At 65.4% G+C, this 26,354-nt stretch carries 19 protein-coding genes and 1 other RNA gene; 5 read left to right on the top strand and 15 right to left on the bottom strand.

Going from position 1 to position 26,354, the window contains the following annotated elements; translation table 11 throughout:
- The 9 genes from G1H10_RS16075 to G1H10_RS16115 all read right to left on the bottom strand — a co-directional run.
- Positions 1-394 (bottom strand): ABC transporter permease (locus G1H10_RS16075; protein WP_163739599.1); only part of this gene is annotated, 394 nt, incomplete at its 3' end.
- An 11-nt stretch (positions 395-405) separates the two neighbouring features.
- Entirely contained in the window at positions 406-1,803 is a 1,398-nt protein-coding gene (locus G1H10_RS16080) for an ABC transporter substrate-binding protein (protein ID WP_163739600.1), read from the bottom strand.
- 127 nt (positions 1,804-1,930) lie between these two features.
- A complete protein-coding gene (locus tag G1H10_RS16085; protein WP_163739602.1) occupies positions 1,931-4,132 on the bottom strand; it encodes an alpha/beta hydrolase-fold protein in 2,202 nt (733 codons plus the stop codon).
- A gap of 200 nt (positions 4,133-4,332) precedes the next feature.
- Positions 4,333-5,343, bottom strand: coding sequence for a LacI family DNA-binding transcriptional regulator (locus G1H10_RS16090; RefSeq protein ID WP_163739604.1), 1,011 nt, complete (start codon positions 5,341-5,343; stop codon positions 4,333-4,335).
- A 178-nt stretch (positions 5,344-5,521) separates the two neighbouring features.
- The gene (locus G1H10_RS16095; RefSeq protein WP_163739606.1) at positions 5,522-7,165 is read right to left on the bottom strand and encodes an extracellular solute-binding protein; all 1,644 of its coding nucleotides are present in this window, start codon (positions 7,163-7,165) and stop codon (positions 5,522-5,524) included.
- A gap of 82 nt (positions 7,166-7,247) precedes the next feature.
- A complete protein-coding gene (locus G1H10_RS16100; protein WP_163739895.1) occupies positions 7,248-8,162 on the bottom strand; it encodes a carbohydrate ABC transporter permease in 915 nt (304 codons plus the stop codon).
- A 101-nt stretch (positions 8,163-8,263) separates the two neighbouring features.
- Positions 8,264-9,253 (bottom strand): ABC transporter permease, encoded by a 990-nt coding sequence (locus G1H10_RS16105; protein ID WP_163739608.1) that lies wholly within the window; start codon positions 9,251-9,253, stop codon positions 8,264-8,266.
- 73 nt (positions 9,254-9,326) lie between these two features.
- Positions 9,327-10,613 (bottom strand): enolase C-terminal domain-like protein, encoded by a 1,287-nt coding sequence (locus G1H10_RS16110; protein WP_216853327.1) that lies wholly within the window; start codon positions 10,611-10,613, stop codon positions 9,327-9,329.
- 325 nt (positions 10,614-10,938) lie between these two features.
- Positions 10,939-12,390 (bottom strand): alpha-L-fucosidase, encoded by a 1,452-nt coding sequence (locus G1H10_RS16115; protein WP_216853328.1) that lies wholly within the window; start codon positions 12,388-12,390, stop codon positions 10,939-10,941.
- 272 nt (positions 12,391-12,662) lie between these two features.
- On the opposite strand from G1H10_RS16115, the gene G1H10_RS16120 reads away from it, so the two are divergent.
- On the top strand, positions 12,663-13,337 hold the full coding sequence (locus G1H10_RS16120; protein WP_163739612.1) for a FadR/GntR family transcriptional regulator: 675 nt from the start codon (positions 12,663-12,665) through the stop codon (positions 13,335-13,337).
- A gap of 58 nt (positions 13,338-13,395) precedes the next feature.
- Here the strand turns inward: G1H10_RS16120 and G1H10_RS16125 are convergent, their stop codons facing one another.
- The 4 genes from G1H10_RS16125 to G1H10_RS34575 form a co-directional block, all read right to left on the bottom strand.
- Positions 13,396-13,797: a HepT-like ribonuclease domain-containing protein gene (locus G1H10_RS16125; RefSeq protein ID WP_163739614.1), complete on the bottom strand. Its 402-nt coding sequence runs from the start codon at positions 13,795-13,797 to the stop codon at positions 13,396-13,398.
- The gene (locus G1H10_RS34570) at positions 13,794-14,246 is read right to left on the bottom strand and encodes a helix-turn-helix domain-containing protein (RefSeq protein WP_312856598.1); all 453 of its coding nucleotides are present in this window, start codon (positions 14,244-14,246) and stop codon (positions 13,794-13,796) included. Before G1H10_RS34570 ends, G1H10_RS16125 begins: the two co-directional genes overlap by 4 nt.
- A gap of 191 nt (positions 14,247-14,437) precedes the next feature.
- Positions 14,438-17,854: a LamG-like jellyroll fold domain-containing protein gene (locus G1H10_RS16135; RefSeq protein ID WP_163739616.1), complete on the bottom strand. Its 3,417-nt coding sequence runs from the start codon at positions 17,852-17,854 to the stop codon at positions 14,438-14,440.
- Positions 17,855-18,007: 153 nt separating this feature from the next.
- Positions 18,008-20,272 carry a glycoside hydrolase family 36 protein gene (locus G1H10_RS34575; RefSeq protein WP_163739618.1) on the bottom strand — a complete coding sequence of 755 codons (2,265 nt, stop codon included), beginning with the start codon at positions 20,270-20,272 and terminating at the stop codon, positions 18,008-18,010.
- 104 nt (positions 20,273-20,376) lie between these two features.
- Between G1H10_RS34575 and G1H10_RS16145 the strand changes: the two genes are divergently transcribed.
- From G1H10_RS16145 to G1H10_RS16160, 4 genes are all read left to right on the top strand, one after another.
- Positions 20,377-21,408 (top strand): LacI family DNA-binding transcriptional regulator, encoded by a 1,032-nt coding sequence (locus G1H10_RS16145; RefSeq protein WP_163739620.1) that lies wholly within the window; start codon positions 20,377-20,379, stop codon positions 21,406-21,408.
- 108 nt (positions 21,409-21,516) lie between these two features.
- The gene (locus G1H10_RS16150) at positions 21,517-22,473 is read left to right on the top strand and encodes a carbohydrate ABC transporter permease (protein WP_163739622.1); all 957 of its coding nucleotides are present in this window, start codon (positions 21,517-21,519) and stop codon (positions 22,471-22,473) included.
- Positions 22,474-22,485: 12 nt separating this feature from the next.
- Positions 22,486-23,463, top strand: coding sequence for a carbohydrate ABC transporter permease (locus tag G1H10_RS16155; protein WP_163739624.1), 978 nt, complete (start codon positions 22,486-22,488; stop codon positions 23,461-23,463).
- 56 nt (positions 23,464-23,519) lie between these two features.
- Entirely contained in the window at positions 23,520-24,890 is a 1,371-nt protein-coding gene (locus G1H10_RS16160) for an ABC transporter substrate-binding protein (protein WP_163739626.1), read from the top strand.
- A 170-nt stretch (positions 24,891-25,060) separates the two neighbouring features.
- Here the strand turns inward: G1H10_RS16160 and rnpB are convergent.
- An RNA gene (rnpB, locus tag G1H10_RS16165) (RNase P RNA component class A) lies at positions 25,061-25,435 on the bottom strand.
- A 31-nt stretch (positions 25,436-25,466) separates the two neighbouring features.
- A complete protein-coding gene (locus G1H10_RS16170) occupies positions 25,467-26,219 on the bottom strand; it encodes a SurA N-terminal domain-containing protein (RefSeq protein WP_216853330.1) in 753 nt (250 codons plus the stop codon).
- Positions 26,220-26,354 lie beyond the last annotated feature (135 nt).

Below are 26,354 nucleotides of genomic sequence, written 5' to 3' on the forward strand. Positions count from 1 at the left end.
ACACCGGCAAGAAGAACGCCGAACGCAACGCCGCCTGCCGGGCCACCAGCTTGGACTGCAACACCGCCGCCAACACGAACGGCACCGGAACCAACACCAACAACGTCCCCGCCGTATACAACGCCGTATTCCGCAACGCAGTGAAGAACGTGCTATCAGAGAACAACCGGCGATAATTACTGAACCCGCTCCACTCACTGACACCAATACCCTCGATGTCCTGGAAACTCAGCACCACGGCATAACCCACCGCATAAACCCGGAACACCCCGAACAACACCAAAAACGGCAACATGAACACCAACGCCACCACCCACCGGCGATGGAAAAACGGCGTCTTGGGGCGCTTCGGACGATTGTGCTGCAGAGCTTGCTGCGTCGTGATTGTCGACATCGTGTGCTCGCTTATTCGTCGATCGACCGTACCGAATCGGTGGCGCGCTCCAGCGCTTCCTGGGGATCGGCTCCCTCTTCGATCACCTCGTACGCGACGTTCTCGCCGAGCTCGGTTGTCGCCTCCGGGTAGCGCGGGCCGGTGTACTCAGGCGCCAGCCGGTCGAACATGTCCAGCAGGTTTGTCATGACCGGCTCGTTGTTGAACCACGGGTCGGGCTCGGTCAGTGCCGGGTCGTCGTAGACGTCGTTGCGGAACGGGTCGAATCCGAGGTCGGTCCACAGCGCGACCTGCGCCTCCTCGGTGAGCTTCGCGAACCCCAGGAACTGCTTCGCCGCGTCGAGCTTGTCCTCATCGATCTGCGTGGTGATCGCCGTGCCGGTGCCACCGCCCATCGTGCTGATGTTCCCCCCGGGCTCGAACTCCGGCAGCGGACGGACCAGGATGTCGCCCTCGGTGTCCGGCATGAAGTCCTTGAAGCGGATCATGTACCACTGCGGCATCCACACCGAGGCGTATTCACCGTTGTTGAACGCCTCGTAATAGGTGGGTTCGTGGTTCTCACCGCCCGGCGTGGGTTCGGCGATGCCGTGCTCGTGCACCATGTCGGAGATCAACTGAACAGCCTCGACGTTCTGGGGGCTGTCCAGGATCAGCTCGTTGTTCTCGTCGTAGACACCGCCGCCGTTCTGCTTCATCAATCCCAGCAGCGTGCTGGCGGACGCCGGCTCCACCGAGGTCATCATCGCGTCCGTGTTCTCCACCACCTGCTTGCCGGCCTCGATGTAGTCGTCCCAGGTGACGATCTCATCGGCGTCGACGCCGGCCTCGTCGAGAACGGCCTTGTTGTAGTACATGACATACGTGCCGAGGTGGTAGTCGATCCCGTACTCCACGCCATCGGACTGGTAGGGCGCGAGTCGCTCCTCCACCAGCTGATCGCGATGTTCGTCCACGACGTCGGTGAGCGGATGCAGCTGCACGTCACCGCGGACGAAGGTGCCGAACCTGCCGATCTCGATATCCACGATGTCCGGCGCGCCGGCACCGGACTGCAGCGCGACCAGCAGCCGGTCGTGCATCTCCCCGAAATCGGCGATGGATGAGTTGATGACGATGTTGTAATCCGAGTTCTCCGCGTTGAACTCCTCCGCCCGCTCCTTCATGAAGTCGGCATGGGCGTCGACGAAGGTCCAGAACTCGAGCTCGATCTCCTCACCCTCATGCTCCGGGTCGGCCTCCATCGTGTCTTGTTCGCCTCCGCCGTCTTCGAGATCGGAGACGCTTCCGCCGCTGTCACATGCCGCGGCCAGCGTCGCCGTCGCGGTGAGGATGCCCAGCAAGGAGAGCTTCATCCTGCGTCGATGATTGGCGGTTCGGGTGAGCTGTGTTCCGGTACGTGTGGTCATCGCCTTTGAATCCCTTCGTCTGTGGCGCATGCGCGGAGCATGCAGATAGTGGGTCAATGAGTAGTGGCCTTCGGAGTGGTCGTCGGCCCGGAGATCTCCAGACCGACGACCGTCCGCGTCGCCGGTGCTAGCCCTGCTTGAACAGAAGCGGAGCGAAGTCGACGAGGTTCTTCTGCCACACATCCCAGCCGTGCGGGCCAGGAGTCGGACCGTCGAACTCGTACTCGATTCCGAGTTGGTCCATGGTCTCCAGCGAGGTCATGAACCCCGGATACACGAAGTCCGTGACATCGCCGACGTACAGCTTCAACAGGGTGGTGCCGTCGTTGATGGCGTCCGCGTCGACCCCTTCAGCGCTGCCGAAACCGGCTGAGAACACTCCGATGTACGCGAACTCGCCTGGATGCGACTTGAGCACGCCGTACGTCTGTCCACCGCCCATCGAGAGTCCGGCAAGGGCTCGCCGCGACGGGTCGTCGGAGACGTTGTAGTTCTCGTGTGTCGCCGGAACGATGTTGTCGAGTAGCTCGGCGGTGAAATTCGAGACGTTGCCGTTGCTCATCACGACCACCATCGGCTCGAGGTTTCCATCGAGGAAGTGGTTGTCGAGGATCTGCTTGGCACGTCCCATCTCGATCCAATCGGTGTAGTTCTGGCCGCCGCCGTGCTGCAGGAAGAAGACCGGGTAGGGCTCGTCGCGTCCGGGATCGTAGCCGGGCGGGGTCCACACGTAGGAGGTGCGCTCCCCGCCGGCGACGGAGCTGTGATAGGTCATCTCGTGCACGTCGCCACCCTGACCGTCGGGAACGTCGGTGAGCATGCGCGCCGATTCGCCAGGTACGAGGAAGGTGCTCCATGTCGGCTCCGACGTGATGCTCGTCGGATTCCCCGTGTCCTTGACCGCTTGCATGTCAACGATGAGGCGGTAGTGGTAGAAACCCGGTTCGAGCGGGCCCATGGTGCCACGCCACCGGTCACCCGCGCGGGACAACTCCACGCGAGTCCAGCTTCCTCCCGGCGCCCAGTTGCCCCATACGGTGACGTGCTCGGCGTCGGCGAACTCGGTAGTGGTCTCGAATGTGACGAACGTGTTGCCTTCGGCGTCCTCGCTGAGCCACGGTGTCGGGGTCGTGCCGGCCGGGGGAGTGGTGAACTCACTGTCCAGCGGCAGATGACCGGGGCTGGGGCCGTGGTCCGGCACCTCCCGGAACAGCCGTTGTGCGAAGTCGATCAGGTTCTCCTGCCACGCATCCCAGTTGTGACCGGCGTCCGGGTTGACCCCATCGAACTCGTACTCGACCCCGGCCTCGTCGAGCTCGTTCATGAGCCGGTAGTTCGCGTTGTACGCGAGATCGGTGACGTTGCCGGTGTACAGGCGGAGCAGTGTGGTGCCCTGGTTGATCGCGTTAGCGTTAACATCGCTGGCGTCGCCGAAGCCCGCGAACGAGCCCACGTAGGCGAACCTGCCAGGGCGATCGAAGAGGGTGCTCAGGGTCTGGTAGCCACCCATGGACAAGCCGGCGAGCGCCTGCTGGGAAGGCTTGTGAGAGATGTTGTACTCGTGGCGGGCCGCCCGCATGATGTTCTGGAACAGTTCCTTCTGGAAATCCTGCACGTTGCCGTTGCCCATCACCACGACCATGGGCTCCATGTCACCGCGGATCGTGAGATTGTCGAAGATCTGCTGTGCTCGCCCGACCTCGACCCAGTCGCGGTAGCTTTGACCACCGCCGTGCTGCAGATAGAGCACCGGGTAGGGCTCCTTGCGGGCGGGATCGTAACCCGGCGGAGTCCACACCAATGCGGACCGCGTCTCGCGCGCGCCCTTGCTCCGGTAGGTCATGGTCTCGACTGTGCCGCCTTGGCCGTCCGGAACGTCGGCCAGAAGCTCCGCGGAGTCACCGGCGATCAAGAATGTGCTCCACTCCGGCTCGGACTCCACGGTCGTGGGGTTGGTCGGATCCTTGAAGGTCTTCGTGTCGTCTGCTGTGATCTGGTAGTAGTACAGGCCTGGCTCGAGCGGGCCGATCACCGCCGTCCACGCGCCACCCCGTCGCGCGAGCCCCAGTTCCGCCCAGTTGGATCCCGGGCCGAAATTCCCCTCGGCGACGACCTGCGATGCGTCTCCGACAGTGTCCTGGACATAATCCGCGGGAACGCTGAATGTCGCGAAGCCGTCATCACTCACGCTGAGCCATGGCGTATCCGCCGCAGCCGGCCGCACTGCGATCAAGGTCGCGGCGATCACCAAGGCGGTGACGAAGAACGCTGCGACGCGCCGGTGCACAGCCGGCCGGCGTAATGGTCTTTGACGAGATGCGATCACCATTGACTTCTCTCCTTCTTCGTCCACCGTCGCGCGGCTGAACACGCCGTGCGCGGTGGGTACTTCTCGCCGAGAGAACAGTTCCCGGGCGAGCGGAACCGATCGGAGTGCCCGCGATGTTCAGGTGGTCCTTTCCATATCGGCTATGCAGGTCGTGTCGCGGGCGCGGTCGAGCTTTGGTGCGGCATTGCGGTTGTATTGCGTTACCTGCCCGGAGGTGCGGTTGAATCGCGAACCACGAGCTCGGTTGGAACGAATCGCTGCAGCGGTTGCTCGGCGGATCCGGCGACCAGCTCCTGTAGCAAGCGGGCCGCCTCGTATCCAAGTTGGTGCATGGATTGATCGATGGTGGTCAACGCCGGTTGTGCCAGCGCTGACTCCGGGATGTTGTCGAAGCCGACGACCGAGAGGTCGCCGGGGACGTCAAGGCCGAGGTCCCCGGCGACCTCGAGGACCTTCAACGCCATTCCGTCGCTTGCCGTGAAGATCGCCGTGGGACGGTCGTCCGAGTCGAGGAGCGTACGGGCTGGTGCAATCGCCGTCTCGGGGTGGAAGTCGCCTCTGCCGATGAGTGTCGGGTCGACGGTCAGACCCGCGTCGGCGAGGGCCGCGCGATAGCCTTCCTCGCGTGCCCAGGCCGCTGCGAGGCTCGATCGGCCGCCGATGAAGCCGATGCGGCGATGTCCGAGGGTCAGCAAGTGATTCACCGCGGTGACCGCGCCGGCGAGGTTGTCGGCGGCGACCGACGGCATGGTCGAATCACGTACTGGGTCGATGGCGACGACAGGCGTCCTGCTCTTGACCTCGGTCCACGGCGTGACCACGATGCACCCGTCGGTGAGTGTCCCCGACAAGCGGGTGAGATTCCGCTGTTCCCAGCCATGTGAGCGTGTTCCGTATGTGTCGCTGTTGGCGTAGACGATCAAGTCCAGGCCGGTACCGCTGAGCGCCTCCATGACGCCCTTGAGGACCTCGGCGGTATACGACTCGAAACTGTGGGTGACCAGCCCGAAGACGTTGGTACGGTTCCGCCGAAGGCTCGTCGCGACCAGGCTCGACTCGTAGCCCAGCTCCTCGATGGCGGCGCGGACCTGCTCCACCGTGCGGGAGCTGACGCCGTAGTGACCGTTAACAACCCGGGACACGGTGGCGATGGAGACGCCGGCCGATCGTGCGACGTCGCGCACCGTCACCGGACCTCGGACTTCGGTCATGTCACCACCCGTATGTAAACGTTACCGATTACGTTTTCATTGGATTTAACGTTCAACGTAGTGGGTAGCGTTTACATCGGTCAAGACCCTGCGGGGAATCAGCACGCCTGTGCTGGCCATGCTGGTCCGTCGCTCCGTCCTGGTACGACGGTGGCCGCAGATCGACGTCCCTCAGAACCTATCCGAGGGAGGCTTCGTAGGCCTCCTGGTGGAGCTCGAGGTAGCGTTCCAGGCCTAGTCCGTCGAGGTTCTGCAGGTAGCTCTCCCACTCTGCGTCGCTGTCGATGTCGTTGTCTCCGGTGATGAACTGCAGACTGGACTGGTTGACGAAGTCTTCGATATTCGTCTGCAAAGTGGCCAGTTCGCTGCTGACGTCAGGATCGAACCAGACGTTCCAGTACGGGTAGACCTGGTCCTCTGCCTCCTTGCCCTCGTACAGCTTCGTGGCCTCGAAGAGGCGACGTTCGAAACCGTCAGCCGTGTACACGTCCGTGTCGGCAACCTGCGAGTTGCGGAATTCCTCCGTGTCGTTGTACTGAGCCATCGGCCCCCATCCACCGGCTTCATTCGGCTCATCCGGATCCGGCGGAATGTACCTGAACGTCGGCTCCAGGCTTTCGTCGAGAGCGACCTCGCCCTCGGCTGCCGGCTCCCAGCCGATGCCTTCCTGGCCGAACTGCGCGAGAATGTGGCCTTCCTCGCTGAACATGTAGTCGAGGAGCTCGATCGCGGCGACTTGGGTTTCCTCGCTGGCCTCGCTCGTGATCACGAATGTCGCGCCGGCGATGCTGGGCAGGTTGTACGCCGCGTACTGTGCTCCGTCAGGGCCGGTCAGCGGTGGAACGGGGTCGTAGTCCTTGTCGCGGCCGTCCTCCTGATTGAGGGTGACGACGAGGCCGGGATGCTGCACGGTGGCGGCGCCGACGATGGGCGCGTCGGCGTTGTCGCCCTTGGCCAGGAGCGCGTCCCGGTTGTCGGTGAACGCGCCGGGGTCGATGAGGCCCTCGTCGAAGAGGGACGCGAGGTAGCGTAGCCCTTCCCGCCAGCCTTCCTGGCTAGCCTGCAGCTGTACGGAGCCGTCGTTGAGAGCGAGGGTCGACGAGTAGACGTCGGACGCCTGCGGGTTGTACAGGAATGCGTTCATGAAGTAGGGCAGCACGAGGTCCGACGTGCTGCCGGAGAGTGGGATCTCGTCGGCCTTGCCGTTGCCGTTGGGGTCCTCCGTCTTGAACGCCCGCAGCACATCGCGCATCTCTTCGGTCGTGGTCGGAACGTCCAGGCCGAGCTCGTCGAGCCAGTCGGATCTCATCCACAGCTTGGCGTTGTACGAGCAGTGGTAGCAGTCGTTCCACTGAGGCAAGCCGTAAATGCTGCCGTCCGGAGCCGTGGCGAGCTGCTCGAGCTCAGGTGTCCGCTCGAACTCCGCGGTGATGTTCGGGGCGTGTTCGGCGATCAGGTCGTTGAGCGGCACGATCACGCCTTGCTGGCCGAGCCGCTGCAACTCGGTCTTGGAGAACTGATCGACCCATGGGACCAGCATGTAGACATCCGGCAGGTCGCCGCTGGCGAGGGAGATCTGCCGTTTCTCTCTCGCCGCGTTGCCGTCGTATGTAGTGGTCTCGAACGATAACTCGACGTCTAATGTCTCCTCCACATGCTGGGTGAACCAGGCATCCTCTAGATCTCCGTTGGCTCCTTCAGGCGCGAATATCGTTATGGTGCCGTCGTCGGACCCTGCGCCGTCGCCGGAGCAGGCGGCCGGTAGGACGCCGACGAGCAGTGCGGCGAGTGCGACGATCGGTCTTCTGATGGTCGGGATCATGGTGGCACCTCGTTGTTCTGGACGGGACGGGGTGAGTGGTGAATCAGGGCCTCGCGTGCATGGCGAGAACCGGGTGTCGTGGTCAGCCCTTGATCGCGCCCATCGTCGCTCCCTTGGTGAAGTGGCGGGCGATGAAGGGATAGATGAGCAGGACCGGCACGGTGGAGATCACGATGAGTGAGTATTTAAGGAGGTCAGCCAGCTGGCGTCGTTCCATCATCGTGGTCGTGTCGGTACCGCCTTCGGTATTCAGGATCAGGATGTTGCGCAGTACGAGCTGCAGCGGGTAGAGGTCATCGCTCTTGAGGTAGAGCAGCGCATCGAAGTACGAGTTCCACTGGTAGATCGCGTACATGAGTGCGATGACCGCAAGCATCGGCTTGGCGAGCGGGAGAACGACCGACCACAACACCCGCAGGTCGCTGGCGCCGTCGATCTCAGCGGCCTCGAACAGCTCCTCGGGTATCGAATGCCGCAGGTAGGTCCGCGCGATGATCACCTGCCAGACACCTACGGCCTGGGGGAGGATCATCGCCCATCGGGTGTCGAGCATGCCGAGGGACTGGACCACCAGGTACGTCGGGATGACGCCGCCCGCGAACAGCATGGTGAACACGATGATGCGGGTGATGATGCCGCCGCCGACGAAGTCCCGGCGGGAGAGTGGGTAGGCGATCGCGACGGTCAGGCTGACGCTGATGAACGTGCCCACGCTCGTGTAGAAGAGCGAGTTCGCGAAACCGGTGATGACCTGGCTGTTGGACAGCGCCACTTCGTAACCGCGGATGGAGAATTCGACCGGCCACAGCGTGACCCGTCCGGACGAGACCGCGTTCGGACTGCTGAACGAGCTGGCCAGGATATGCAGTAGCGGGATCAGGACCACCGCGAGGAATGTCGACAGGAGCAGGTAGACCCCGAGCATGAACACGCGGTCGACGTTGCTCTCCCGGATCCGGCGACCGGACCGCCGGCGCCTCTTCCCCGTCGACACCATCGTCGGAGTGATCGCGCCGGAGCCGCGGGAGTTGCCGGTGCCGTCGTTCTGCACTGCGGTGGGATCGGCCATCACGGGTCCCCTCCTTTCGTCGGTTTCGATCACCACAGGCCGTGGCCGGACACGCGCTTGGCGATGAAATTGACCGCCACGAGCAGCACGAGATTGATCACCGAGTTGAACAGGCCGACTGCTGCGGCGAGGCTGAAGTCGGCGTTGAGCAGGCCGGTCTTGTAGACGTAGGTCGGGATGATCTCCGAATGGCTCAGATTCAACGGATTCTGGAGCAGGAACGCCTTCTCGAACCCGATGGCCATGATGTTGCCGACCCCGAGAATCAACAGGATGGCGGCCGTGGGCATGATGCCCGGGAGATCGACGTGGATGATCTTCTGTATCCGGGAGGCTCCGTCCACCTTGGCGGCTTCGTACAGTGAGGGATCGATCGCTGCGAGAGCGGCCATGTAGATCACTGCCGAATAGCCGGCGGTCTGCCAGACATCGCTCCATACGTAGATGTGCCGGAAGTAGTCCGGATTGCCGAGGAAGTCGATCGATCCGATGCCGAACAGGCCGAGCGCGTCACTGGCGAGTCCGATGCGCGGGGAGAGGAAGAGGATCGTCATCGACACGACGATCACGGTCGAGATGAAGTACGGCGCGAACGTCACCATCTGAACCGTCCGCTTGAACAGTCTGTGCCGTACCTCGTTGAGCGCGAGGGCCAAGATGATCGGGATCGGGAAGGCCGCGATGACGACGTATGCCGACAGGATGAAGGTGTTGCGGACGATCCTCCAGAACGCCGGGTTCTCGACGAACGATTGGAAGTTGTCCAGGCCGACCCAGGGGCTGCCCCATATCCCGTCCACGACGTTGTAGTCCTTGAACGCGATGACGCCGTTCACCATCGGCACGTACTTGAAGATGAGGAAGTACACGAGGGGCGCGAGGGCGAGCAGGTACAGCTGCCAATGCCGACGGATCTTGCGTATCGCCACACTCCGGCTTGATCGGTGTCCATTCGGCCGCAGTGGCTCAGACGTGGTCCCCACGTCGATGCGCGGGGTCACGGGTGCACCGGACGCCATTGAAGGCACCTCCTGGAGTTTCCTCAGTGCCGCTGCGGCATGGCGAACCGATGCCTGGCGGCGGTCCTGCGGGTCATCGGTGATCACCGCGCCAGCGGTACGCGTCGACGGATTCGGGTTTCATCTGCGCACCGATTCCAGGTCCAGTGGGGGCGAGGTACCTGCCATCGCGGATCATGACCGGCTGCACGAAGTGTTCGTGCAGGTGATCGATGTACTCGATGGCCCGTCCGTCGGTGCTGCCGCTGACCGCGACATAGTCGAACATGGCCAGGTGCTGCACCATCTCGCACAGGCCGACACCGCCGGCGTGTGGGCATATGGGCACCCCGTACTTGGCGGCGAGCAGTATGATCGCCACGTTCTCGGTGACGCCGGCCACTCGGCATGCGTCCAACTGGACGACGTCGAGGGCTCCTGCCTGCAGGAACTGCTTGAACATGACCTGGTTGTGGATGTGTTCGCCGGCGGCCACCTTGATGGGTGCCACCGCGTTCCGGATCGTCGCGTGGCCGAGCACGTCGTCCGGCGACGTGGGCTCCTCGATCCAGTAGGGCTCGAAGCGTGCCAACGGTTGGAGCCATTCGATCGCCTGCTGGACGCCCCAAGCCTGGTTCGCATCGATGGCGATCCGGGCGTCCGGCCCGAGTGTCTCGCGGGCCAGCCTCAACCGTCGTATGTCGGTGTCGAGGTCGGCGCCGACCTTGAGCTTGATGTGGCCGAATCCGTCCGAGACGGCCTCCTTCGAGAGCCGGACGAGCTTGTCGTCGGTGTAGCCCAGCCAGCCAGGCGTGGTCGTGTAGGCCGGATAACCCCGGGCGAGCAGGTCAGCCTGGCGGGCGGTGCGACCGGGCAGCGCGCGTTCCAGGATCTGCCGCGCCTCGGCGGGCGTCAGCGCATCCTCGAGGTATCGGAAGTCCACGAGGTCGACCAGTTGCTGTGGAGACATCTCGGCCAGCAAGCGCCACACCGGCTTGCCTTCGATACGGCCGAACAGGTCCCAGGTCGCGTTGACGATCGCGGCGGCCGCCATGTGGATGACACCCTTGTTCGGGCCCAGCCAGCGCAGCTGGCTGTCACCGGTGAGCATCCGGGAGAACCCGCCCAAATCAGAGAGCACGTCCGCCACACGTAGCCCGACGATCAGTGGTGCGAGTGCCTCGATGGCGGCCACCTGGGCGTCGTTGCCGCGGCCCACGGTGAAAGCGAGCCCGAAACCCTGCCGGTCGGCGCTGGTCCGGATCACCACGTAAGCCGCCGAGTAGTCCGGCTCCGGGTTCATCGCGTCCGAGCCGTCCAGGTCGCGTGACGTGGGAAAGCGGACATCGACCGCGTCGAGTGCACTGATGACCTCAGCCACGATCACACGCTCCTCGTAGGTCTGGACCCTGGTCGCCGCTGGTGCTGTGCCACGGTTCAGGTCTCCGATCTGTCATGCGGAGGACATCCCAAAGTAATGGGATGTATTTATAATGCTAGATCGCGGTCGTGTCTATACCTCGGAGGCAAGAACGCCACTGACCTGCATATATCGCCCATGATTGACGTTTGTATGTGGGGACTCAAGGACGTCGATTCTTCAAGACATGGGATGACGCCGGTCAGGCTTGCCGTATCGGATCGCCGGCCGGATGTGCTCCCGTTCTGTGCTGTTCCGCGCGAGGCGGCGATCTGAGTGCGTCGCTTCAGGCCAGGTCGATGGCCAGGCAGTTGAGGTCACCGGCCGGACCGGCGTCTGGTAGCCGGACATGCAGGCCTTGCGCGGACTGTTCCCACGGCACCGGGTCGGAGCCGAGGAGGCGAACCGATCGGACGTCGTCGGACGAGGTGAAGGAGCGGATCAAGGCCGAGCCGTCGGACGGCCAGCGCATCAGGAAGGCGTAGACGGTGCGGTCGCGCTGAGTGAACCGAACGTCCCGCGCCGTCCAGTCGACCCGGTCTTCTCTGAAGTGGTCGATGACCACACTGCTGGGCCCTTCTCCGAAGACCCGGAACGGCCGGGTGCCGAAGATGCCCTCCCCGCAGATCGCGACCCATCGTGCCATCTCGTCGAGCAGGTAACGGCATTCGTCGTCGATCGAGCCATCCGGACGCTGCGGGATGTTCAGCAACAGATTTCCGTTCTTGGCGACGATGTCGACGAGGATCTCCAGCACGTGCCCAGGGCGCTTGTACGTGGCACGCACGTCATAGAACCATCCGCCGACACAGGTATCGGTCTGCCACGGCTCCGGGCGGATGTCCGGCTCCTGGCTGCGCTCGATGTCCAGCACCCCCACGCGCGCCACCTGCGGTTCGCGCATCTTCTGGGTGTACACCGCATGGTTGACGCCGCCATGCGCGCGGGCACTCGTGTTGTACAGGTGAGCCACCGCCCGCGCTCCGGCCGCGCGGCCGTCGCTGTCGAAAGGTAAGGCGCCGTCGGTGTAGAGGAGATCCGGCTGGAACGTGTCGATCATCTCGGTGACCAGCTCGAGCCAGCGGCTGTGCCACTGCGGATCCGTCGTGTACCACGGTTCCGGGACACCACGACGAGAATCGGCTACGTGCTCGTGGTTGGGGAGGTAGAAGTCGAGGTGATCGGGGTCGGTCCCGTCGTACGGCACGCCCGCGTACGGGCCGGCGCTATCGGCGCCCTTGTTCACCGCCCACCACGTGAACGTGGCGCCGAGGTGTTCGCTCAGTCCGATCGGAAGGCCTCGCGCGACGGCGGCTTGTCGCCAGGCCGCGACGATGTCGAGGCCTGGCCCGACGTTGACCGAGTTCCAGCGGTGCAGCGCCGAACCATAGTTGAGGAAGTTGTCATGATGGACCGCTTGAGCGACGAAGTACTTCGCGCCGGCCGCGACGTAGCGATCCATCAGTTCCTCGGGGTCGAAGCGCTCCGCCTTCCACAAGGCCACCAGGTCCTTGTAACCGAATCGCGAGGGATGCCCGTAGGTGCGTAGGTGGTAGTTGTACTGGTCGGTGCCCTCGCGGTACATGTTGCGGGCGTACCAATCGCCGAAACGGGGGACCGACTGCGGGCCCCAGTGCGACCAGATGCCGAGTTTTGCGTCGCGGAACCAGTCCGGTACCTCGAAGCCGGCCAGCGAATCGACGGTGGGCTCGAACGGTGCTGTGCGTGGCGAAGTCACGGGCGGAGATCCTCCGATACGTCGGGAAGCTGCGGACGTCGGCTGCCGGCGCGTGCCGGTCATGGGATGTCTTTATACGTGGCGGTGGTGACCTTGTCCAGGGATGTGATGCAGCTCGTCAAGTATGCGCATGTAAAAGCATGCTCGAGCGGAGAGGTGTAGTGGGCGGTGTCGACTGATGGTCATAGACATGGGATGGCTTTAGGATGGTGCCGGATATCGACTCGCTTTCCCCGCCCTGACCACCCGGGGCTGACCAGGCAGGGGCGCCAATGTCGCTGACCAACAAGGCCATCGCGCGAATCCGTGAGCTCATCCAGTCCGGCGAGCTCGAACCCGGATCGAAACTGCCGCCCGAGCAGGAGCTGGCGGCTGAGCTCGGTTTGGGGCGCAACCTGCTGCGCGAGGCCGTTCAGGCGCTGGTAGCGATGCGCGTCCTGGAGGTGAGACGCGGCAGCGGCACCTACGTGACCAGCCTGGAGCCGAAGGAGTTGCTGCATGGCGTCGGCGGGGCTGTGGAGCTTCTCCGAGGGGACACGCTCCTCGAGGTCATCGAGGTGCGCCGCCTGTTCGAGCCGGTCGCCACCGCACTCGCAGCCACCCGTATCTCGCAGCAGCAGCTGGCCTCGGTCAAGGAACACCTCGATGCCATGCGTGCCGCGGCAGACGATGTCGAGTTACTCAACCGCCATGACGCGGCCTTCCATCGAGAAGTGATCGCGGCCACCGGAAACGAGACCCTGTCCGCCGTGCTGGAGGGTATCGCCGGAAGGACGGTGCGCGCCCGGGTCTGGCGAGGGCTGGTCGATGATCGCGCCGCCGGACGGACACTGGCTGAGCATGAGGCGATTTACAACGCGCTCGCCGCCGGTGATGCCTTCCTGGCCCAATCCGCGGCCATGATGCATGTCAATACGACCGAGACCTGGCTACGCGCACATCTCTGATCTTGATCAACCCTTCACGCATCCGTATCCGACCCCGCAGGCCAGCGGCCTCACGAGGTCAGGTGTCGGCGGGGTGCCCGAGTATCGCGCGCACCTGAAGATGGACATCGGGAAAGTCGCTCTCGAGCGTGTCCCAGACGATCTCGTAGTCGGTCACGTCATAGACATGGGTGAGGTGGTTCCGCATGTCCGACATCAGCGTCCACGGGATCTCGGGGTGCTGTTCACGCAGCGCGACGGGAATACGGGTGGCGGCGTCTCCGACCTTGATGATCAATGCCTCACACGCCAGCCGCGGGACCTCGTCCACATCAGCGTCATACCAGTCACGCCCTCGAGCCACGAGCCGGGCAGTCCTGGTCATGAACGTATCGATATGGACGAGCGCCTCCAGCACCCGCTCGCCGTGCTCGCGCGCGATCGTAGCTTGCGTCGCGAACGCCAGATCCTGGCCCGTCACACCGGCACCGCGTCCCGACGGATACCGGCATGACCCTCGCCGAGCCCGCGTTCAGACACAACATCGACGCGGACGCCGAGCACATCCTCGACTGCGCGCGCGAAGCCCATCAGCGCGAGCAGACCCTTCCCTCGCGGTACGCGAACCAGCAGATCGAGGTCACTTCCGGGACTATCGTCGCCGCGAGCGGCAGAGCCGAACACTCGCGGGTTCTCCATCCCGAAATCCCGCGCCAGCCGACGGACCTCGTCCCTGTGCGCAGCCAGGGCCGAGCTCGGCCTCGGCTTGATCGCCTCGAGAAGCCGCCGCACCATCGCTCGCGACGGCATGCGAGCGCCCGACTCGTAAGCGGCGATGTTGGGCCGCGCCACGCCCGAGACCTCAGCGAGCTCAGCCTGCGTCAGCCCTGCGCTTTCACGCGCCCTCCTGATTCCGTCAACCTCGTCAATGTATCATTTGATACATCTGTGCGTCGATGGAGAAGGTCAGCACCGCGCCACCGGCCCCGGGTAGCCCGGCGTTCGGCATCAGCGCGCGGCCGGAGCCGGGAATCACCGCGCGAGCGCGGCCGGCATCCATGCGCTGAGGGCGTGGCGGTGGCTCGCCGCGCGACGCGCAGCGAGCCACCGCCGGTCGGATGCTAGGGGATCCGAATCGGAGCGATCTCGAACTTGTCGAGGTACGGTGCCCATTCGCTGTCGAGTACGGGCATGCACGGCGACGGGCAACCCTCCGCCGTCGCGCTTTGGGCGGGGTCGTTGTAAAGGACCAGCGTGTTGGTGCCCTCCTGCAGGGTCACCGGGACGCCTCTGGCCCACCAGTTGCCCCAGGACCAGGTGTTCTTGAACCAGTGCCGGGTCGGTTCGTCGCCGTTGACTGAGATGTCGATCGGGCGGGAGATGATGTCGGCGTTGTACGGATGGCCGGTGTCCCGCTCGTCGTTGGCGTAATGGACGACAAGCAGATGCTCGCCGGCCTCCTCCGCCTCGACATCGAACGTCACGCGATTGTCCGGCCCTTGGCCCACCGATCCGACGTACTCGCCGCCGGACGCGTACCCGTGGCTCTCGACCTCCGCGCTGCCGCTCAGCATCGCGGCCTCCGCTTCCACCTCTTGGACCGGCATCGAGCCAGACGTGGCACGGGTCGCGGACACGTGATCGAGGCGTAGCGGGGCGCGGCCGGTCTGCTCCACCGTCACCCGGTTCACACCGGCGGAGAGGAACAGCCGCTCGGTCTGGGTGTGCCAGAACTCACCTCCCGGTGCGGCCCGCAGCATCGCGCCTTCGACCGGCCTACGGTCCAGGCTGATCTGGCCCACCTCCGAGCCGGGCCGTCCCGGTGCGGAGTAGCGGAAGTCCAGGTCGTAGTAGCCGTCTTGCTCCGCGTAGACGACGAACGTCGACTCGGCGCCGCGGCGCAGCGAGATGTGCCCGGCACCGGACTGCTGTGGGTGGTCGTAGCCGAGCTCGACCGCGCCGTCGTACTGTGCCAGTTCCGCCTCGTAGTGCCGCGTCACGGGGCCGTCGCCGGTGATGCGTTCGAGGTCTATCCGGTCCAGGGTCGCCTGCCCCTCGGCGGTGCCGAGGTCGGGGTGCGACTTCGCGAGCCGGATCTCGTTGTTCCCCTGATCCAATTCCACGACGACGTCCGTGCGGGTACGCCACGCCCAGTTCATTGTCGCCTGGTAGTCGACGAACTGGGCATCGTCGCCGTTGACGGTGAGTATCTGCTGGGACGGTTGACCGGTTTGGTTGGCGTACATGATGCTCAGCCGGTATTCGCCTGCCTCCGGTACTTCGACGTCGAACGTCACGGCGCTATCCGGCTGGTCGAGGGCGCCGACGTCCTGGTTGCCCGAGGCGGCGGGCGCGTTCCAGTTCTGCGGCGTGCCCCGGGTGTTCACCTGGCCGGCCGTGATGGTGGCGTCCTCGGCCTCATAGGCGGCCCGCCATGGCCGGTCCACCGTCTCTCGTCGGCCGGTGCCGCCCGGGGAGAGCACGATCTCGTACGCGGCCATCCGGTCGACGTTGGTTCCGCCGTCGCCGTGGACGTCGTGCCCGCGTACCGGCACGGTCACCGACCCATCATCATCGACCGCGACGTCCTCTTCCAGCAACACCTCGGGCGGCGGCGCGTCGGAGTTCTGCCCACTCCATGTGCTCGCCGCAAGGCGAACGTGCACCGTGTCGCCGAAGGTCTCGGGGTCGACGTTCTCGACCACGACGTCGAACGGATCCGCCGTACCGCCGGCGACGATGCGCGCCTGCCGGCGCTCGTCGTCGATCACCGCGATGGCCTCGAGTGCGTCCACACCGGCGACGGTGGCGATCGTCGCGTCGTTGCCGTTTCCGGAGGAGTCCAGCGCGGCAGCGCCGCCTGTTTCGTCGAACTGATACCAGGCCACATTGCCACCACCGGTCGTGCCGCCTGGCGAGTCGAGCAGCGAGGCGATCTCGTCCTGGGTCAGAGCCCGGTCGTAGATCTGGAACTCGTCCACCGCCCCATTGAAGAGCGGATCGGAGTACTGCGACCGGCCGATGTAGTTCTGCGTGGTGGTGCCCAGGTCGGCGGGGTCGAGGGTGACGTTGTCCGAGCTGGCCAGTTCTTCGCCGTTGAGCCAGATCGTGGCCGTGTCGCCCTGGAGCGTGACGGCGACATGCTGCCATCCGGACGGCAACGCCTCGGACGAGGTGACCCGCTGCTCACCGCCGGCGCCGTTGGTGGTGATCGCTAGCCGCAGCCCGTCGGGGCCGCCGACGTCGGGTGTCAGGAACATGTTGACGCTGGTGCCGGAGCCGAAGTCGAAGATCCTGGACCAGTTCTGGTTGCCGTTCCAGTTGACCCAGGTGGCGATCGTCATGTCGGTGAGCTCGTTCAGGACACCGTCGGGCATCTCGACGTACTGGTTGGGTTCTGGCCCCTGCGGCGCTATGGCGTTGCCGAACTGTCCCGGTACCCGGCTGACGGCGTGCCCGCCCTCGGTTGTCTCTACCGTGACGGTGTCGCCGCCGTGCATGTCGGCGTACATCTTGTAGAACCACCAGCCGGCGCCCGGCTTGTTGGTCTCGACCACGTCGCCGCCCAGCAGGCCGGCCGCGGTCCAGTAGGCCTTGCCGCCGGCGTCGACCTTCTTCTCCTCGAGCATCGACGTCCACTGCACGAGCTGCCCGGGCACCGTGAGGTCGCGGTTGCCGCCGTACTCGTTGATGTTGATCGGGATGGGGTCGATTCCCCGCTCCTGCTCCAGTGCCCGGTACTCCTCATAGTTGTCCCGGAAGTAGTTCGGGCTCGACGAGTCCAGGCTGTCGGAGTGCAGCTGGTGCCACGAGACGAAGTCCGGCAACACGTCGTTGTCCCGGGCGAAGGTGAGGAAATCGCCGTAGTTGCGGGTCCGGAAGGTGGCGTCGTTCGTCCCCATGACCCGGGCGCCTTCGTGATGCTCCCTGATGTACTCCACGGCGGTCTTCCAGTGGCTGAGGAAGGTGGCCATGTTCTGCTCGTAAGCGGCCTGGTTGCCGGTGCCCAGGTTGTACCAGATGCCGTCTGGCTCGTTGAACGGGACGTAGACGATGCGGTCGGCGTAGGAGCTGTTCGATACCTGGTCGACGACCCATGCCAGCTTCTCCATGTAGTCGTCGAAGCCGAGGTCCTCGTAGGTCCACTGCGCGTACATGTCTTGCACGTTGATCTGGATGTACTCACCGCCGGTGCGGAAGAACGAGTCCGCCACCACCAGCGCGTCGCCGTTCGGGTGCTGTGCGCCCGCGGGTGGCTTCTGATTCACGGTCGTCATGCGCAGCGGCTCGAGCGTGTTGTCGCTGGGGACTCCCTCGTCACTGAGCCCGTACAGCGCGCCGCTCGCGGCGCCACGGAACTCGCCGGTCCGCTCGCCGAGGTCGACGACGAGTTCCTGGACGTCTTGGTCCTGTGCGGTGGCGTCCTGGTCCTGGGCGCTCGTGGGAAGCAGAGCGCCGACGGTGAGCGCGGTGGCACTCAGGGCGCTGAGAGATACCGTCGACCACGGTAGCTTTCTCGATCTGTGTACTGTCGCCATGCCTAGTCTCCTCGTTGGTCTGAGGCTGGGAGGACAGGGACCGACGCCGGGCACGAATCCGGGGGAGGTCTCATGCCGGACGCCGTTCAGCTCGCGTGCGATTCACCTCCTCGACAGCGTCGTGATCAGTCGAACGAGCGTCGGCCTGGGTCGTCAGTCTTGGCCGACGTTCGGTATAAGTCCGCTTCGATCGAGCCCCTGAGAATGGCCGGCGGCTCGGGTCACGGGCGTCAACGCGATGATTCGCGCCGCAGGCGCGGCTCCCGGGCTGGTCACCGTGAGCAGGCCGTCCTCCGCTGTCCATGCCAGCTGCCAGGGTTCGAGCCCGGTCGGGTAGACCAGCGATGGCCGGACCGCCAGGCCGGCCAGGTGCGGGAACGCGAGCGACAACTCCGGGCCGGCACCCGGCCGGCGCCACATCATCAGATACGTCGGTTGGTCAAGGTCGTCGCTCGAAGGGCGTAATCCGAGGGCCACCCACGGGTCGGTCCAGCCGGGCAGACCGGCCGGCCAGAACGGCACGGCCCGAGGAAGAGCAGCGCGGAAGCCCCGGTATGCAGCAACCCCTTCGGTCACCAGCCGGAGCTCGTCGGCGGTCATCTTGTCCAGGTGTCCGGACAGGATCATGTGCCCGGTCATGCCGGTGACCATGCAGAAGGCGATCTCTTCGGCGGACATGCCAGGCTGGGGATATGCCCAGTTGCCCGCCTGCTCGGGGAGCACCGCCAACGGCGCGGCCGCGGTGATCGGCGGGTATCGCAGCGGGTTCTGCTGGTCGCTCGTGGACTGCACCTGGAGGCGGCCGAGCATCGCGTAGTCCATCCGCATCGCTCCGGAGGCACAGTTCTCGATCACCAGGCCGGGATGCCGCTGCAGCAGCCGGTCCAGCCATGCGAGGTGTGCCCGGTTGTGCTCGAGCAACCCGTCACCCGGAGCCGCTGCGCTCACATCGGTGCCGGGCCCGAAGTCCGCGTTGTAGTCGAATTTGAAGTAACCCACTCCGAACTCCCGGACCAGGCGGTCGATCACTCCGTCGAGGTGGGCGACGGCCGCCGGGTGACGCAGGTCAAGGTGGTAACGTCCGTCCTCGACCTGGCGCCGGCCGTCGCGCTGGAAGAACGCCGCGTCTGGCAGGTCGCGCGCCACCGGGCTGCGCACGCCGACCACCTCCGGTTCCAACCAGAGCCCGGGCACCATTCCGGCGGCGCGGATCCGTGCGAGGATCCCGGCCAGGCCGTCGGTGAAACGGGTGGTGGACGGCTCCCACGCACCGATCTCTCGGTACCAGTCGTGTGCTCGGGAGTCGTCATGCCAGCCGGCGTCGATGCAGAAGTACTCCGCGCCGGCCGTGGCCGCCGCATCGATCAGCGGCTCCAGAGCGTCGCTGGTCGGATCTCCCATGAGGGTGTTCATATAGTCGTTGAAGATCACCGGCAGGGCAGCGGTGCGGCCGGATGGCGGTCGGACGAGACACCGGCGGTATCGGGTCAGGGCAGCGGCGGCACCGGCGAGACCGTCGTCGGCGACCGCTATGCCCACCGGCACCGACGAGAACTCGCTGCCCGGAGCAAGCATGTGGCGCCATTGGTGATCGGTATCCGACGGACCGGCCGCGCTGAGGTATACACCGTCGCGGGACTCGCCGATCTCCCATCGCCAGCTGCCGTTGTGTTCGATCTGCCACGCCCAGGATCGGCCGGTCGGGCGATGGACGAGAGCACCGACCGGCAGCGCGTCCTTGGTCGACCAGGTGCCGGTGTTGGTGACCGCAAAGCAGCCTCGGGACCGGTAGCCGTGCCCGGCGAAGTCCAGGTCGGGCAGCCCGGCGTCGCGAAGCGGAGCAGCCCGCCACCGGCTCTCTGACAACCAGCCGCTGGGCGCCCAGTACAGGTCGACGTCGTCGACGCTGCCGCCGCCATGGAGGAACGCGCCGGAGGCGAAGGAACTCACCGCGTGTACGACGATCGGCTCGCGGTGTTCGTTGCGGATCCGGGTCCAGGTCCGGACGGCGGGCACGCCGTCCTGGGACTGGAAGACGACCTCGACCCGGAGGCCGGTCTCGACGTCGGTCGCGTCGATCCGCAACTGCCGCCACTGTCCCTCGTTGTCCTCGGCGTGGCCCGCGTAGCGCAGACGGCCGCCGACGCCGGTGCCGATGGAACGAGTCCCCGACCACGCACGCCCGTGGCCGGCCACCAGGATCTCCGCCATGGGCTGTGGTCCTGGAGCGGTGCTGGCCCGCGTGGTATCGACCGCATGGTCCGCGGCGACGTCGGTGCCATCGAGCTTGATCAGAGCGGGCGGCGCATCCACCGGGAGGTCGACCACCAGGGTGAGGGCGCTGTGTCCCCATCGCAGAAGTCGGTCGGTGGTGTGCGTGGAGCCGGCTGCCGGTCCCGTACGCTCAGTCGCGGTCACACCGTCATGATAAGGTTTTCAAAACTGCCGTCAATACCCGCTTTCGATCCGGCCTCGACGCCTCGAACTGGCTGAATCCGCCGGTGATCAGGGATGATGAGTGTATGTCTAACGCCGCCCGACGCGGCCGGGTCACCACCCGGGGACCGGCCATCACCGATGTCGCCCGGGTCGCAGGTGTGTCGGTGCCGACCGTGTCGCGCGTGATCACGGGCTCGACGCCGGTGCGGGCGGAGAAGCGGGAGCGCGTACTGGCGGCGATCGCACAATTGGGCTACCGGCCGAACGGTGCGGCGCGGGCTCTGGTGGCGGGGCATCAGAAGGCGATCGCTGTGCTCACCGGGGGGACCACCCGGTACGGGTACGCCAGCACCCTGCAGGGGATCGAAGAGGCCGCGCGGCTGGCCGGATACATCGTGATGATCACGGTGATCGACTCCGAGGAGCCCGCACTGATCTCGTCCACCGTCGACCTGGCACTGGCCCATCCGGTGGCAGGTGTCATCGTGCTGAAGTTCGACGCGGCGTCGGTCAAGGCGCTGCACCAGCTGCCGGCCGGGCTGCCCGTGGTGGCCGCATCCGGAGGGCGCAGCAGCGGCGTGCCGCATGCGGTTCTCGACGACACCGCCGCGGCTTCCCAGGCCACGGAGTACTTGCTGTCCTTGGGGCACCGCACTGTCCACCACGTTGCCATTCCGGCCGCCGGGCGCCGCAGCGGGCGGGTCGTGGGCTGGCGGAAGGCGCTTGAGCGGGCGGGGGCCGAGGTCCCAGAGGTATTGCAGTCGGACTGGGATCCGATCACCGGCTACCGGCTGGGCCAGCAGCTGGCGCGGCGGGAACGCGTGACCGCGGTGCTCTGCGGCAACGACGAGATCGCGATGGGCGTGATGCGCGGACTGCACGAGCAGGGACGCCGGGTACCCGACGACGTCAGCGTGGTCGGATTCGACGGCCACCCGCTTGCTGCGGTGGCCACGCCCGCACTCACCACGGTCGAGCAGGACTTCGTCGGGCTCGGCCGGCGCGCGTTCGACCTGCTGGCCGGTTTGGTCAACGACCAGCACCCCCCGCAGAACTCGCTGGCCACACCACGATTGGTGATCCGCGAGTCTAGCGGGCCACCGTCGGTCAGGTAACTATCCCGAAACTGTGGCGACGCAAACCGTTGACAGCGCGCTTGAAAACGTTATCATCCTGACACGCAGGTAAGTCGGCCTCCACCCCGTACGGAAGGAAGCCTGCCGATGGCGATCGTCTCCGCCCGCGCTGCACGTCAACACCAGCACAGAGCGTCGTCAGGCTGGCGGCGCCTGCGCCGGAGCCAGGGTTGGGTCGCGGCGCTGTTCCTGCTCCCGGCGGGTTTCGGCTTCGCGCTGTTCTACCTGTGGCCGGCTCTGCGGGCGCTGTGGATGAGTTTCACCGACTACAACCTGCTCCGCCGCTCGGGAGACTTCACCGGGCTGGAGAACTACCGGCAGCTCGTGGATGACCAGCTGTTCTGGCACTCGATGTGGGTGACGGTGCAGTACGTCGTCATCAACATCGGGATGCAGACCGTGCTGGCGCTTGCGATGGCCGTGATGATGGACCGGCTGACCCGATCGGTCATCGTTCGCGGCGTGCTCGTACTGCCCTGGCTGATACCGCAGGTCGTGGTCGGCCTGCTGTGGCTGTGGATGCTCGATCCACGACTGGGGCTCGTCAACCACCTGCTGGAGATGGTCGGCATCGGGGGCCAGGCGTTCCTAGGGTCGCCAGACCAAGCGGTTCCCACTCTGGCCGCCATCAACACCTGGAGGTTTGTGGGTTACACGGCTCTGCTGCTCTTCGCCGGTCTGCAGATGATCCCCAAGCAGCTCTACGAGGCGGCAGCCATGGACGGTGCTGGGGAGTGGCGGATGTTCTGGCGGGTCACGTTGCCGCTGCTGCGGCCAGTACTGGCGCTTGTGCTGGTGCTGTCCGTCGTGGGCTCCTTCCAGGTCTTTGACCTGGTGCAGGTCGCCACCGGCGGAATCGGTGGGCAGCCTGGCGGGCCGGCCAACTCGACCTTGGTGATCTACGTCTACATCTTCCGGCAGGCGTTCAACTTCAACCAAGCCGGCTACGCGGCCGCCATGTCGGCGGTGCTGTTCGTCCTGCTGGCGTGCGTCACGTTCCTCATCATGCGGTCCCTGCGGGGCTCGCGATCGGACCTGGCCTGACAAGGGGGGCTCATGTCGAAATCGCATCCGCCTGCCGCTCCGGCCGCACGGGGCCGGTCGACGGCCACACAACGTCGGTCGGCGGTCCCACCGCGTCGGCTGGCAGTTCCGTGGCGTCGGTGGCGGCCGTCCCGAGCGGCCGCCTGGCTGATCCTGATCGTCCTGATGCTGGTGACGCTACTGCCGTTCTACTGGATCGTGCGCACCGCCGCGACGACCAACAGCTCTCTGTTCACCGGCGACCAGTCGTTCCTCCCGCCCGAGCCCACCTGGGTCAACTTCGAGCGGGTGCTCGGCTTGAGCAGCACCGAGGAGGCCATGGCCGCGGGCGGCTCCGGTGCGGAGTTCGACTTCTTGCTGTACCTGCGCAATTCGGTGATCGTGTCGGTCCTGATCACGGTCGGGCAGGTCACGTTCTGCGCGATGGCGGCCTATGCGTTCGCCCGGCTGCAGTGGCGCGGTCGGGAGGCGGTCTTCTATGTGTTCCTCGCTGCGCTGCTGATCCCGCCGGTCTTCATCGTGATCCCGAACTTCGTCCTGCTCAATCAGCTCGGCCTGCTCGACACTTTCGCCGCATTGGCGGCGCCGTACTTCTTCGTCACTCCGTTCATGGTCTTCTTCCTGCGCCAGTTCTTCCTCGGTATCAGCACCGAAATGGAGGAGGCGGCCAGGATCGACGGGGCCGGCCATCCGCGGATCTTCCTGCAGATCGACGTACCGATCATGTCAGCACCCCTGTCCACGGCGGCGATCCTCGCCTACGTGATCGCGTGGAACGAGTTCATGTGGCCGCTCGTCGCCGGCTCCGACGAGAGCGTGCGGGTGCTGACGGTGGGGCTGTCGCTGTTCCGGGCCGGCCAGCCTCAAGCCGGCCCGGATTGGACCGGACTGATGGCGGCCACCTGCCTGGGTGCGGTCCCGGTGATCTTGCTCTTCCTAGTCATGGGTCGACGGATCGTCGACTCGATTCAGTTCACGGGCCTGCGATGACACGCCGACCCGAAATCGAGACATCACCACCCACACGAGAGAGGGAGACGATTGCGATGAGGCATCGAACCACGGGGCTCGCGGCGGCATCGACGTGTGCCGTGCTGCTGGTCGCCGCATGCGGCGACGGCGGTGGGAGCGACGGCAACAACGGCGGTGACACCGACGCCGCGGGCGTGACCATCGAGTACTGGCTGTGGGACTCCAACCAGCGGCCGCAATACGAGCAGTGCGCGGAGGCGTTCACCGCGGAGACCGGCATCGAGATCGAGTTCTCGGTCTTCGCGTGGGAGGAGTACTGGTCCAACCTCAACACGCAGTTCACGGCCGGCCGCGCACCGGACGTGTTCACCGATCACCTGGCGTTCTACCCGACGTTCGTCCAGGACCAGGTGCTGCTCCCGCTGGACGAGTACATCGCAGCGGACGACGTCGACATGGATAAGTATCTGCCCGGGCTCGCCGACCTCTGGGTGGGCCAGGACGGCAGCACGTACGGGTTGCCGAAGGACTGGGACACCATCGCCATGGCCTACAACTCCGCCATGGTCGACGATGCCGGGCTGAGTGCCGATGACATCAATACCGCCACCTGGAACCCGGACGACGGCGGCACGTTCGAGGACATCATCGCCCGCCTGAGCGTGGACGAGAACGGAGTGCGCGGCGACGAGCCCGGGTTCGACCCGAACAACGTGGCGGTGTACGGGCTGAGCTTCGAGAACCCGTCCAACTCCGCCTCCGGCCAGACCAGCTGGGGCAACTTCGCCCGCAGCCTTGGCTTCGAGCTGCTTGCAGACGGCAACCCGTGGGGCACCGATTACCAGTTCGACGACCCCAGACTCGCAGACACGCTGGACTGGTTCGCCCGGATGATCGAGGCGGGATACATCACTCCGCTAGGTGATCTTCAGGGCGTCGGCTTCACCGAGCTGTTCAACGCCGGTGACGTGGCCATGGTGACCAACGGATCCTGGGCGATCAGCGGACTGGTCGGCAACGAATCCATCGACGTCGAGTTCGCGCCGCTGCCGGAAGGTCCCGAGGGCCGATGGAGCATGTACAACGGGCTGGCGGACTCGATCACGGCCGATAGCGAGCACCCGGACGAGGCCTGGCAATGGGTGAATTACCTCGGCTCTGCCGAGTGCCAGGACGTCGTGGGTGAGCACGCCGTGGTGTTCCCGGCCGTCGAGTCGTCGTTGGAGATCGGCGAACAGGCCCGGGAGGACGCAGGCATCGATGTGAGCGCGTTCCTCACGTACATCGAAAACGACTCGACGTTCCTCTATCCGGTCACGACCAACTTCGACCAGGTCACGCAGGCGGTCGGCGCGGCAATCGACGAGATCCTGCTCGGCCAGCGCGACGCCGCCGAGGCGCTGACCGGCGCCCAGACACAGGTCGACCAGATCATGGGCCGCTGATAGTACCCGCGGGGCGGTGCGGAGACCCGTCGCTCAGGCTCTCCGCACCGCCCCCTCACTGGGGGCCGGCAGGTTCAACTCAGCGTGAGCCTGCCCGCAGGTCCAGCTCAGGGTGAACTTCGCCCTGGTTCGGCGACGTCGCGCGCTCATGTCCACCCGCGCGGGTAGGGAGGACGAGCTGGCCTGTAAGCCGGATTCTGTGCCTCCCGGCTTTCGCCGGGAGCGGCGACCATCCATCTGGGGCCGCCGTTACCGACGGCCTCGTGCGGTCTACCCGGGAACTCGGGCGGGCGACCCTCGAACGTTCCCTGTCTGACCTTGCTCCGGGTGGGGTTTACCTAGCCGTCCTGGTCACCCAGGACGCTGGTGGTCTCTTACACCACCGTTTCACCCTTACCCGCGCACCGTGGCACGCGGGCGGTTTGCTTTCTGTGGCACTGTCCCGCGGGTTGCCCCGGGTGGGCGTTACCCACCACCCTGCCCTGTGGAGTCCGGACTTTCCTCGGCGGCACGCATGGTGCCGACGCGGCCGCCCGGCCAGCTCATCCTCGTGTCTCGAGGATACCTTGGCTGAGATCACAGGTTGATGGTGACCTCGGCGTCCTCGCGGAGCTTGCCGACCAGTTCTTCCGCGGCGGCGGACTCCTTCTCCGCCTTGGCCTGCTCTTCAAGCTGCGGCTTGACCTCTTCGAACGGAGGCATCTCGGGTGCTTCCTCGCCCGCCTGCCCCTGCTGAGCCTCGGCCTGCTCGTAAAGCTCGCGCAATTCCTTCTCGGTCGGCTCCGTGTCGCCGGCCTCGTCGGCGATGAGCTCGTCGAGCTTGACCTGATTCTCAAGCTGAGCCATCACCTCGTCCTCGGCCATGCCCTGCTCTTCCAGCGCGGCGATGAACTCGTCCGCCGACTCGAGCCCGTTCTGCGTAGCGAGATCGTTCAACGTCTGGTCGATCTCCTCCTGCGAGGCGTCGACGTTGCGGTTGTCCGCTTCCTGGAGCAGCAGCTCGTTGCTGACCATGTTGTCGGCTGTCTGCTGCTTGAGTTGTTCCTCGTCGACGTCTTCGCCGGTCGCCTGCGCCTGCATAGCGAATTGCTGGAATTGGCTTTCGTAAGCGGGAACGAAATCCTCTTTGAGGATTTCTTCGCCGTTCACGACGGCGACAACGTCGGGAATGCTCTCCAAATCGGGTTCAGGCGCGGCGGGTTCCTGCTCTGCGCTGTTCTCGTCAGCGCTCTCGTCTGCGTCATCGTCGCTGCATGCCGCCAGGAAAGGTAGCGAGACAACCAAGCCGAGGCTAATGAGGAGTTTCTTATTCACCAGGGGGCCCTTCACTTCTCGTGCATAACCCCGGCCACGCTAGCACGGCGACCTCTGCGGTTGCCATGTTGCGTCATGCGAGACGCAATTCGATCGGTGGCCAGGGATAATGAGATGATTGCTCAGGCAATTGGTGCATGAAGGGCGAAG

Source organism: Phytoactinopolyspora halotolerans, assembly GCF_010550675.1.
In the GTDB taxonomy this organism is placed as follows: Bacteria; Actinomycetota; Actinomycetes; order Jiangellales; family Jiangellaceae; genus Phytoactinopolyspora; species Phytoactinopolyspora halotolerans.

Excerpts from the sequence above, each read along its gene's own strand:
- G1H10_RS16150 (WP_163739622.1), top strand. The coding sequence starts at position 21,517 with ATGGCGATCGTCTCCGCCCGCGCTGCACGTCAACACCAGCACAGAGCG.
- G1H10_RS16120 (WP_163739612.1), top strand. The coding sequence starts at position 12,663 with ATGTCGCTGACCAACAAGGCCATCGCGCGAATCCGTGAGCTCATCCAG.
- G1H10_RS16080 (WP_163739600.1), bottom strand. The coding sequence starts at position 1,803 with ATGACCACACGTACCGGAACACAGCTCACCCGAACCGCCAATCATCGA.
- G1H10_RS16105 (WP_163739608.1), bottom strand. The coding sequence starts at position 9,253 with ATGGCGTCCGGTGCACCCGTGACCCCGCGCATCGACGTGGGGACCACG.
- G1H10_RS16160 (WP_163739626.1), top strand. The coding sequence starts at position 23,520 with ATGAGGCATCGAACCACGGGGCTCGCGGCGGCATCGACGTGTGCCGTG.
- G1H10_RS16145 (WP_163739620.1), top strand. The coding sequence starts at position 20,377 with ATGTCTAACGCCGCCCGACGCGGCCGGGTCACCACCCGGGGACCGGCC.
- G1H10_RS16090 (WP_163739604.1), bottom strand. The coding sequence starts at position 5,343 with ATGACCGAAGTCCGAGGTCCGGTGACGGTGCGCGACGTCGCACGATCG.
- G1H10_RS16100 (WP_163739895.1), bottom strand. The coding sequence starts at position 8,162 with ATGGTGTCGACGGGGAAGAGGCGCCGGCGGTCCGGTCGCCGGATCCGG.
- G1H10_RS16135 (WP_163739616.1), bottom strand. The coding sequence starts at position 17,854 with ATGGCGACAGTACACAGATCGAGAAAGCTACCGTGGTCGACGGTATCT.
- G1H10_RS16155 (WP_163739624.1), top strand. The coding sequence starts at position 22,486 with ATGTCGAAATCGCATCCGCCTGCCGCTCCGGCCGCACGGGGCCGGTCG.
- G1H10_RS16095 (WP_163739606.1), bottom strand. The coding sequence starts at position 7,165 with ATGATCCCGACCATCAGAAGACCGATCGTCGCACTCGCCGCACTGCTC.
- G1H10_RS16085 (WP_163739602.1), bottom strand. The coding sequence starts at position 4,132 with ATGGTGATCGCATCTCGTCAAAGACCATTACGCCGGCCGGCTGTGCAC.